The organism is bacterium, assembly GCA_037131655.1.
Taxonomy (GTDB): Bacteria; Armatimonadota; Fimbriimonadia; order Fimbriimonadales; family JBAXQP01; genus JBAXQP01.
Genome location: JBAXQP010000070.1, coordinates 1 through 10691, shown reverse-complemented (window position 1 = coordinate 10691; position 10691 = coordinate 1). Strand labels below are relative to the sequence as shown.

Below are 10691 nucleotides of genomic sequence, written 5' to 3'. Positions count from 1 at the left end.
ACTTATAAGCATCTATTTAGTGGTTCCGAAGTACGCGAAGTTGTTGGATTGCCAGCAGTTGATGTTCTTTTCGGAACAGGTGCCCCAGCTCCGCTGACGGATTTGAGGTTTTGTGATGATTTGCCTCCTGTTCAGCGCAATGGCGTGATTTACGCTCTTGCTACCGGTAAGCGTTCGGGAATACCATTGGCAATTCTCCTTGCATTTGATTCTAACCCACCGGCTTTTGAAATCAAGATGGGGTCCGAAGTAACCGGAAGCCTTACCATTCGTCAACCGGATCTTCAAAAGATGGAAGATCCCAATGTTCAAGCCCCAACCGCCGTTCGGGAATATAGTACGCTCGATTCAAGCCAATACTACATCGATAAAAGCGGTTCGATTACCATTAAGAGTTTCCTGAAGAGAGGAAGCGGTACGATGGACGCTTTGAGCGTATCGATGCCGGTATCCATACAAGCCGGGTCTTTGGGCGAGAATCTGTACTTCCCTGATGATAGCGGAGGCAACTGGAATCCTCTCTTATGGTTTATGGCCTTCCCATTCTTCGAACCGAAATCCCCACCAATGATCAGTGGCGACCTCATCTATCTGGCAGGGATGCAGACTTTGCCCCCCGGTGGAAATAAGGTGGGAATGGTGTGGGCATTGGATGCTGATATCGCTCCAAATGACTCATCGTTGGTTCCTGTTAAAATGTTCAACTCAGTTGGTGTCAAACAGATGACCATCCTGACTGCCGGTAAGCCTAACCCTCATATTCGCTGGCCTGCAAGTGAAGCTATTACCGGAATGGATGATTTTATCAACAAGATACAAGCTTATCAGTTGCCTGGAATAGCTTCCGGATTGGTAGGTTCAGAAGGCATGCTTGTATTGGGGACTGATGTCGGCATCAAAGTGTTTGAGAAAGCTCAGACGATAATCGCACAGCCATCGTGGATTATTGAAGTCGATTCAGAAGGGTTCCCAACCTTTAGTATGGATACCACCTTGGCAGGGCAACCATCGATTATTGCGGCGGATGGATCTTTAATTGCGCCGGTGGTGAAATCTACTAAATTGGTACTACCGACAAAGGTTTACCGCGTCACTCCTACCGAAATGCTGATTGTAGATACGGGCGACAATCGTGTTGTTCGAGTCAATCGCTCTGGCTTCGAGACGCGGTCTATCTCTGAATTTGCGGTCGATGATAAATATGTTCCTGCGGGCTATCGGTCCGGCGATCCGACTTCCTTGCAACAGCCAAGAGATGCCACCTTCTGGACCGATTACGTTCCAAAGGATTTTAACCCCTTTACTTCTCCGAGTGACCTGGAGTTCTGGGTGCACTACCTAATTTGTGATACAGGCAACAACCGCATAGTCGAAGTTGTCGACCGTTTTGAAGCCGATCCGAATACTCGGGCAGTGAAAGGCATTCTTTTAATCAATAACGAGCCGCAGATAGCAAAACTTTTCTGGCATAGCCCCGCTAACGAATCAGGGAAAGTGTATAGCTACAACGCAATCAAAAGAATTTTAAGTAGTCAGAAAGATTTAGGCAATGGGGTCAAATTCCCGCTTTATAGCTATATCATGACATTCGGGAATGTTGTGGCTACCAGATCCTCATTAGGTCTTGATGATCCTGGCGCTCAAACACCTCGTGAATCGGCAAGTGGAACCGGCGGGCTACTTTTGTACCGAGTGATGGCAGATGGGACTCGTGTTCAAATCGTTAATCGAATAAGATATAAGGCTTATGACCCCGATACAAGTAGCTATAAAACTGTTGATATTCCTATTCGTGGGCCAGTATCACTTGATGTCCGTCCTGCTTTGCTCCAACCGGACCCGAGCGCTAACCCAAATAATTGGGTTCAGTTTGAAGTACTTATCACAACAGCCGATGGGGTGTTCGAACTCAGTGTTCCATTGGATCCGGACGATAAGAGCACGACTTGGGATGTTAGCGGTAACTCGATTGCTTTAACAAACGATGATTACTCGAATGGGTTGCGTAGCTGGGTAAAAGCGGCTACGAAAAATGATCCGAATGTCCAAGGTCGTTTTATTGTTCAAGGCGGCATACCTTTGCAGGCATCCAGCGCCAGATGGCTTCCCAATGGCGATATTATGTTATGTAACAGCTGGACAGGGCATGTCTTCCTTCAAGATTACAATGGGAATAAGCCGCTCGATTATCAGTATGACTTCTTCGGCGAAGTGCTGGCATTGAACCGCGCGAGTTATGTCAATAATGCTGCTCCTTGGCATGGCTGGCTAAATCCGATAAATACTCTCACCCAAAATGTCATCAAACAAAGCATTCCGCCGCTGATTGACGCGCCTGGGTTGAAACAGCCTCAGTTTGCTGATAGGCCTTATTAGCAGAGGGTGTCGAATAGGATGCGACTCTTTTTGTTGCAGGAACATGAAGCTTGTATCAAGCGTCAAACGATTAGAAGATAGCCCACTGGTCACTGCTTAGCGCAGTTGATGTGGATATTTCACTTGTGAGTAAGGTGGAGATAGTTATGAACCGTTTAAGTGTTTTAATAGTATTAGGCATAATTGCCGCATGTTTTATGCCGTTATTTGCCGCGTCCGAGGATGATTACCCGATGTATCGCGCCAATGGAAATCGGTCGGGCAATACTAGCATTCTGACCAATACCGGAGATACCAAACTCACATGGTACTTCCCAATGTTTAAAGAGGTTGGAACGACAATTCAACTCGATAACGATGATCCCGATCCTTTAGCAGTCGTTCCTCTGCCCACAAACTATATCCTAATTGATGGTAGCACATATGATGTAACCACGCATTTGCTCGATCCAATAGCGGGATGGACTCGAGTTGTCGATCCTGATGCTTCTACCGCAAGAATAGGCGCCTCCTATTTTGCTACGGAAGTAGTGGTAATCACTCCCCAGGGTGAAACTGAAGAGGATGCGGTCTTCCAGGCGAGGGTGCAGGCAGCGGTTACGAAACAAATAACGTGGACGATTCATCCCGATAAGCCTCGTCGTTATTCAATCGAATTTTTCATCCCATCGTTTGGGACAATTCTTGATGGAACAGAGCGCTCTCAGCCTGATTCTGTTTGGTATAAAATTGAATATGGCAATAATCAGGTGAAATGGGTTCCGGTTGATCAAAGGGTTGGTAATCAGTGGCTTAGTGTTGGAGAAGGTAGCAGTTTCCTGCCTTTGCCAGATAATACTATAAAAGTCACTTTGACTAATGTTACTTCAGCAGAGAATGCCGATGTGAACCCTAAGAAGATTGTTCTTGCTGATGCAATTAGAGCAGTACCTTTAAGAGCTACAGCTTACTCTTCTCCCGCAGTGGCTAATGTAGATACGGACCCTGCCGCTGCAGCCACCATTTTCTGTACTCGAAATGAAATGACCACCGATTCAGTGGATACATCTGGGGCAACAGCCGCTCCTGGTGGAGTTGTCTATGCGCTCAACAATACAGGAGGAGTGCGCTGGCGATATCCATTAGTTGTTGTACGCAACTTCACAAACAACATAGACAATTTCGATAGCGCTACTGATGATAGGTTTACTCGTACTCCCACCGTTAATTGGGTAGTACCTGACCCCGCTGACCTAGCAGGAACCAACCCATATGGTGTTGATTTCCTATGGGCTCCTACTGCTGCAGTTGGTGACTCTTTTGCTCATTGGCGAATACAGGGAGCAAACTCCTCACCAACTAGCATTGGTCGATACAATGTTTTTGTGTGGATTCCTAAGGATGAGAATAATAAATTTGTAACAGCTGCAAAATACATCATTCATTACGCAGGTGAGGATGGTGCAGCTTTAACTCAGACGGTTACGATTAATCAGAATAGGCCAGTTTTGACTGATGCTGCTGGAAGTGGTGGTCAATGGGTTGCGCTGGGAACAGGCACCTACCTACACGATCCGGATGCCGGTGGGCTTGATATCGAACTTTCAAATGAGTCTGCTGAAAACGGTAAGTTCGTCGTAGCTGATGCTGTCGCATTTGTAAGTCGTTATAATAGCCCAATTTACTCTAGCCCCACTGTAGAGGAAATTGATGGGAAGTGGGTTGTTTTAGTCTCCTCTGACGATGGGCATGTGTATTGCCTTGACGCGGCTGGAGACGGCAATGGAAACACTTGGGCTTATTGGGTTTATCCAAGTATAGGCACGGCAGCTGACGACCCTAACCGTGGAGATGGCAGTCATTATTACAATGGTGCGGGTGGAACTAATTATAGAGACCGTGATGCGCCTCCAGTTAGCAAATTTGGTTATTCTTCACCAGTGGTTAAAGACAACAAAGTATATATCGCAAATTCAAACGGGCGATTCTATTGTATTAACGCAATAGGACGCAAAGATTACGATAGTATCAATCGCAAACCGGGTACGACTTGGAGAGAGTGGGCATATCCTGATGTAATGCTTCAAACTTCAACAGGAACCGTTGTCGAAGGTGCTTCCCCATTGGGCTACGCTTTTGTTGCATCCCCTTCTGTGGATGCAAACTCGATTTATATCACCTCACCGATCGGGCGTTGTTTTTCACTGGTTCCTGATGGTGATGGGATTGGTCGATCGAAGCTTAATTGGGTTTACCCATCGCTTCCCTCAACGGGATCTCCCGGATCTGGCTTAGGGGGTATTTTCTGTACTCCCGCGGTCGATGATAATAGTGTTTATTTCTCATCTTCAACGAGCAACTTGGACGGAACTGTTTATGCTCTTGATAAAACAACAGGCGCGCCACGCTGGTCTTGGTCGGGTGCAGGAATAGCTGCCAATGTTCCTCTCGCCAGAATGCGTTACTCATCCCCGCTGCTAATGACTTTGTATCAGGATGAAGCCTTTACCCAGGAAGTTCCTGCGTTGATAATCGGCAACAACAACGGCCGAATGTATGCACTTGCGACATCAAACGCAGGAGGTTTCCAGCCAGGCGCGTTTTTGTATGAGAGCGATACTTTATTTGGTGGAATTGATGCCTCGCCAACCGCCGTGATAATGAATACCGCTGATAAAACTCTCAGACCAAATCAACGTTCAATTGTTGTTGGTACTCGTGGTGGTCAGATTGCGGCTATTTATGCTGATCTCTATCCCAGCGCAAAGAACGATGTAGGTACGAGGATGATGTGGGGGCAATCGCTGGGTCAGCAGAATGTCGGCATCTTTGCGTCCTGTGCTACATCGCGTGGCTATTTCTATACCGCTAGTGAAGATGGATTTATCTATGCCTTTAGCACCAATGATCTTTTAAGCCAATTTGGCGGTGATTATCCGGCTGATGAAGGTCCGCCTGTTCAAGAGCAGAAGCCACCGGATCAACAAGCAGTCAGCGCCGAGTTCAATAAAGCAAAGGTTGCTACTATAGATTACGACAGCTACCGAAAATTGCTTCAAAAAACTATTAGACCAGGTGAAGAAACTCAAGATAACCGTACTGCCTTTGAGTGGGGCGATCGTGTCTATCTGTTGATAAAAGATTTCAAGTATTTGCCTCACGGAGCAACGGCTCCAAAAGCTGATGCTAGTGAACCCAATGTTAAGGGATTACTTCCGGAGATCAACGTACAGCTTTCGAACAGTTCTTCAAATATCAGCTATAAAGTTAGCCAGATATTTAATGTCGTTTTAACAGGAGATCCAAAGTCAAATGGGGGGGATGTCGAATTAGGAGATCCCGTGTATTCCAATGCAGTTCCTTATAGAGATCCTACAACGGGTAAAGTTAATCCTGATGCCGGTCAAGTTGAAGGGTACGCATTGCTGCAGATTGATTTAAATTACCCCTATGGAAGTAATAAAGACTGGCTGACACCTGGTGAGAAATTTACGATTGGAATTCAGACTAAAGCGAAGACGCTGGGTACTGTTGTCACAATCGTAAACGTATCCATACCTATGCCGGGAACATTTATGTTGGCGAATCCATTGGCTATCGCTCAAGGGCAATCAGGTTCCTTGATAAGTATTGGGAATAACACTAGTCCGAGCGGACCTGGTTCGGCTGTAAACGGGAATGGGCTTAATGTAAACTTGCCGTTGTTTATTCCTGAAACACAGCATGGCAGTGCAGGCAGTTCTTTATTCAGCGTTTCCGACCGTAGCGTGCTTTCTTTGAACATCAACTCAGGCAAAACGGGGCTTACCAATGTTCGTGTCGCTCAGACTGATTTGGCTTTCCTGGGGGGCGCTAATTCAGTCTACAAATTACTTCCTTTCGATGACCCGCCAGGGCTGAATGACGGCGTAAACATTTCAGGCAACAATAGCCTTGACTATCCTGATATCAACCTGCGACAGGAAACGATTTTGCATGTGCCGACTAACATCGATATGTCGGTTGTGCCATCTACAGGGAGATCAACCACAGGCATTACTTTGACCGCGCCCACACCCATTGGGACAATCGATCGCAATAATCCTGCTCAGTGGGCAAATCGCACGCTTGCTTGGGATAGTGTATTGATGACTGTTAATGTGCCGAGGTACCAACCGCCTTGCTTATATCAGGATGCTAACCATAAAGGCTACGGCGGGAATCTTTATGTGTATGTTGATCTCGACGGCAATAAAGACTTTACCGGCGGTCCGGTTTCTTTCCTATCGACACCTCCGCCAAAGAATGAGGAACCCTATCGTCAAATCGACCCGACGCTTTCTGTTGCGGTCGATGAGAAGTTAGCCATTCAAGAGGATGTTGTTGATTTGGGCAGCCTTCCTCAAGGTGCTTTGTTAGAAGGTGGACTGCCTTTCTCAGCAACCAATATCGCTTGGCCGCCCTCCTATATAAATGGCGCTGCAACTAATCCTAAGTATGCGTCGTTCTTTAAACCATTTACGGTCCGCAACCTTGGCAATGTGAATTTATTGAACGTTCGCCTTTTAAAACAAGATGGCGGTAATCGAATTCCTCTCTTTAGTGACACTGTTAGCGGGACTGACTGGATTCCTGCGGATTTGTGCTTGATTAGCAGTCTCGATAAGAAGTTTGATCCGTTCAGTTGGGTATTTGGGGCGCAGACAATCCCAGTCCGAACGTCTGGGATAGGAACCCCGACTTTGCACAAAGCGCGCCCGGGAGATCGCACTGCAACCGTAATGACAATCCCTGACCGACCTTATAATACTCAGCCATATCCCGATTCGAAACCGCGGGTTGCCATCGGCATTCCTCTTGGTCAACCTTCAGGAACCTATTCGCAGATTATAGGGGTGGTCGAGCAAACGAATGCAGCGGGCGTTCCAAACACCAATGATGATGGTGTCCTGCACTATGTGAATGGGGTTCCTGGAGAGTCTTATTCTAATCCTAGCATGAAGATTTCTGTGCGAGTAAGAGAAGCTCGATTGACGAACGGCTTTACGACCGGTAACCTAATTCAGGTTGATCCTCCGCAAGTAAACACAACCGATCCAACGAAGCCTCCGTTGAGTATGGCTACCAACGTGATGCCGATTGGATACCGAACATCTACAGGAGACCTTGGTCTAATTACGGTTAGCAATCGAGTGTCTGCTGGAAATGGTCAGTATCAGCCGGGTGATAACTGGTGGCTCTATAGCGCTACCTTAAGTGGTGGAACGACTAGCCCCAGCGCGGCTGGAGTGCCTCTTGCTAACTTATATGCTTTCCAACCCAGTACTCCTACTCAATGGTGGAATTACAATTCAACCGGCTTCCCAACTGCCCAAAGTATGACAACGCTAATGACAGGGACTGCGGCCACTCCCGTGTCGCTACCTGGCAATCTACAAGCGAATACGGCGATGGTGGGAAGCCCATCCTTACCCCTGCCTTCGGGCGTTGAATTGCCGACTATTTTTGACCAACCCTATGTCTATTTTGTCGGTCAGGTTTATCGACAGGACGCTTCCGGCCAAAACAGGCCCCAGAACTTACTCATGTACACAAGGATGACAGGAAACGCGCCAACCGAAACGAAAGCTGTCACCATCGTGAAAGGCAGCGGCTCTTCCTTACCGGATCCGTGGATGGCAAAGTACCGTCCGATTCCTGTATACCTAAATCCAGGACAAGGGAGCGATCAAACTGCCCTGTTCTGGTCGGGTGCAACGACGGGTAATTATAAGCTTTTCTATATTGTGGGTAATCCCGGGACCAACTCATGGGGTGATATGCAGCGTGTTACTACCCCATCTGGGTTTACAAGTGTAATGAACCCATTCCCTGTACTGCGTATGCGGACAACCAACACGAAGTATATAGATCTCTACTATGAAGGGATTGCCCGAGGCCAACAGACCAGCGAAATATTCATGTCGCGTTACCCAATAAACAATGGAAGACTTGGTAATCCGATGGCGTTTGCAAGGGTAATTGCTGAGAAAATGAAGCGAGAGGGTAATCAGCCAGTATGGCGTACGCAACATCTCTCCTGGTTAGTAAGTGGTGGAGCGGTTAATCCTTCTATTAGTGTTAAATCCACTAATGGAACTCCACAAGTTATCGTTAAACCGGAAGACTGGACATACGATAGCTCGTCACTTCTCTTGTCTGCGCCTTGCGCTTTAGGAGGAACTGCGGTTGCAGATGCCTCAGCAGGCACTGTTCGGTTTAGTACTGCTGCGCCGCTTAATAATGAAGCTGTTCTTATTGACTATACTCCGCAAACAAAGCGGATCACCGAGCCTAACCTTGGTGGTGGAAGTAAGCCTATTGTCTTACTCGATAAGCGAATTAGTACTGATCAATCGATGATTGTCGGCCAGCCGGCAGGTGGGTTCCGAAGCGATCGAATGTGGGCTTTCTATAGTCGTACCGGCGTTACTCGTGGTCAAAGTACAACGTTCTATTATAAAACAATGCGATTTGGTGTGAAACTAAAACATCCTGTTAGAGTGAGCATCAACCCTGATGGCACCCCGAATCTTGGTAATATGCCGGCGGTTGGGGCGATTTATCAAGTTGATCCGGGTGTTAGCGGATCACAACCCGTACCAGGACGAATCTTCTTTAATGAAGAGTTCGAGGATGTAAATAATCCCAACGCTTCTCTTTCAATTTCTTATCTGGCTGGTGATATTGGTCAGATGGTTACTGAAATATTCGACGGGCAACCTGGTAATGGCGCAAAGCCTGATTGGATAGATGAGCAGTCGGAACAAGCGGTTCCAATCGAGCAGATTGTTAATGAAGCAAATCTCTGGGTGTATCCGGATATTACCGCTCAAGGTAATCTTCAATCCGACCAGGTATGGCTATTCTGGAACAGTAGCCGCGCGGGTTCAGATGATCTGTACTACATGACAATCGCTCCGCGATTCTCAGTATTCAACAAAACTCAATAACGTCTGTATTCTTCTCCTCTGTTACAAAGAAAAGGCTTGGGAGTTAACTCCCAAGCCTTTTCTTTATTCTGATTCTTAATTACCCATTAGGTAAGTGAGTACTTTGCTTAGACTGCGAGCAGCTAAATCTACGATAGAGACTGCTTGCTCGTAGCGCATACGCGTGGGGCCGAGAACTCCGATAGTGCCTGCTTCGTGTGTGCCGACATAGAAACGTGAGGCGATTAAACTGCAGAACCGCATCGGTTCAAGTGTGTTCTCTTCGCCGATGACAACCGTGACTTGGTCACTAACCGAGTTTTCCATCGAATTATGGATCAGGTTCTCTTCATCCAACGCTCGTAGCAACACTTCGAGACGTTCGATATCCTTTTGGAATTCGGGTTGCTCGAGCATATGAATTTCACCGGCCATCAGCACTTTACCGCGTGATAGCTCGCGTGTAATCTTGCGGATTAGCCTCATTGCTCGACGAGATACTTGCTGCCATGGTTGCTCTTGTTCCATCGCCTGTTCATCATGGTGAGTGGCGATTGAACCCAGAGGTTGATCGACTACCTTAGTGAGTTCTAATGAAGCTTTGGCAAGGTCCTCAATCGATAACCCCTTTGGCGCATCCAGTAGGCGATTTTCTACCTGGCCGTTGCTTAGAACGACCACTAGCAGTAACCGTTGAGCATTAATTGGAGAGAGAACAACCTGGCGAATTTTTATATCGGACTGTCTTAGGGTAGTTGCTAGAGAGGTGTATTGAGTCATCCGCGCCAGCAGCTTGCATGTCTCTGCAAGTACCTGATAAAACTCGCCACCAGTTTCGGATGTTCTGTTCAGATAGGATTGAACGTCTTCAGTAATTGGAGAAATTTGCATTAAACGGTCGACGTAATAGCGGTAAGCGATGTCCGAAGGGATTCTTCCTGCCGAGGTATGGGGTTGATAGAGGTACCCCATCTCCGCCATTTCTGCCATCTCGTTGCGCACGGTAGCGGGTTTAACGCCCAGCTCATATCGCTGAACGAGAATCTCCGAGCCGACAGGTTCCGCTGTTTGAACATAGTCGGTGATAATCGCCTTAAGAATAAGACTTTTGCGCGGGCCTAAATCCGATTTTGAATCTTTACTCATTGCCACGACTCTTTATACCCCGCGCACCGCCGATTTGTTGCTTTATGGCTTACAGGTCTTGCATGGAGTATAGCTCTTCTTTTCAGCCTCCTCGCGTGTCATTTGGATTTTAGAGTTAGATAAAAAGCGACACCCCGATTTATGATAGCGTTTACCGGTTTTCGTGACATAGACCGTTTGAGTTTTCTTGTCTTCGGGCGGTGGTGGATTTTTATCATCGATAGGTTTCGCACTTTGGCC

At 47.1% G+C, this 10691-nt stretch carries 4 protein-coding genes; 2 read left to right on the top strand and 2 right to left on the bottom strand.

The window, feature by feature from the left end:
* A partial coding sequence (locus WCO51_04930) for a hypothetical protein (GenBank protein MEI6512603.1) occupies positions 1 to 2376 on the top strand: 2376 nt, incomplete at its 5' end.
* Positions 2377 to 2522: 146 nt separating this feature from the next.
* Positions 2523 to 9326, top strand: coding sequence for a PQQ-binding-like beta-propeller repeat protein (locus tag WCO51_04925; protein MEI6512602.1), 6804 nt, complete (start codon positions 2523 to 2525; stop codon positions 9324 to 9326).
* 75 nt (positions 9327 to 9401) lie between these two features.
* On the opposite strand, the gene hrcA is transcribed toward WCO51_04925, so the two are convergent.
* On the bottom strand, positions 9402 to 10451 hold the full coding sequence (hrcA, locus tag WCO51_04920) for a heat-inducible transcriptional repressor HrcA (protein ID MEI6512601.1): 1050 nt from the start codon (positions 10449 to 10451) through the stop codon (positions 9402 to 9404).
* A gap of 42 nt (positions 10452 to 10493) precedes the next feature.
* Positions 10494 to 10691 (bottom strand): MBL fold metallo-hydrolase (locus WCO51_04915; GenBank protein ID MEI6512600.1); only part of this gene is annotated, 198 nt, incomplete at its 5' end.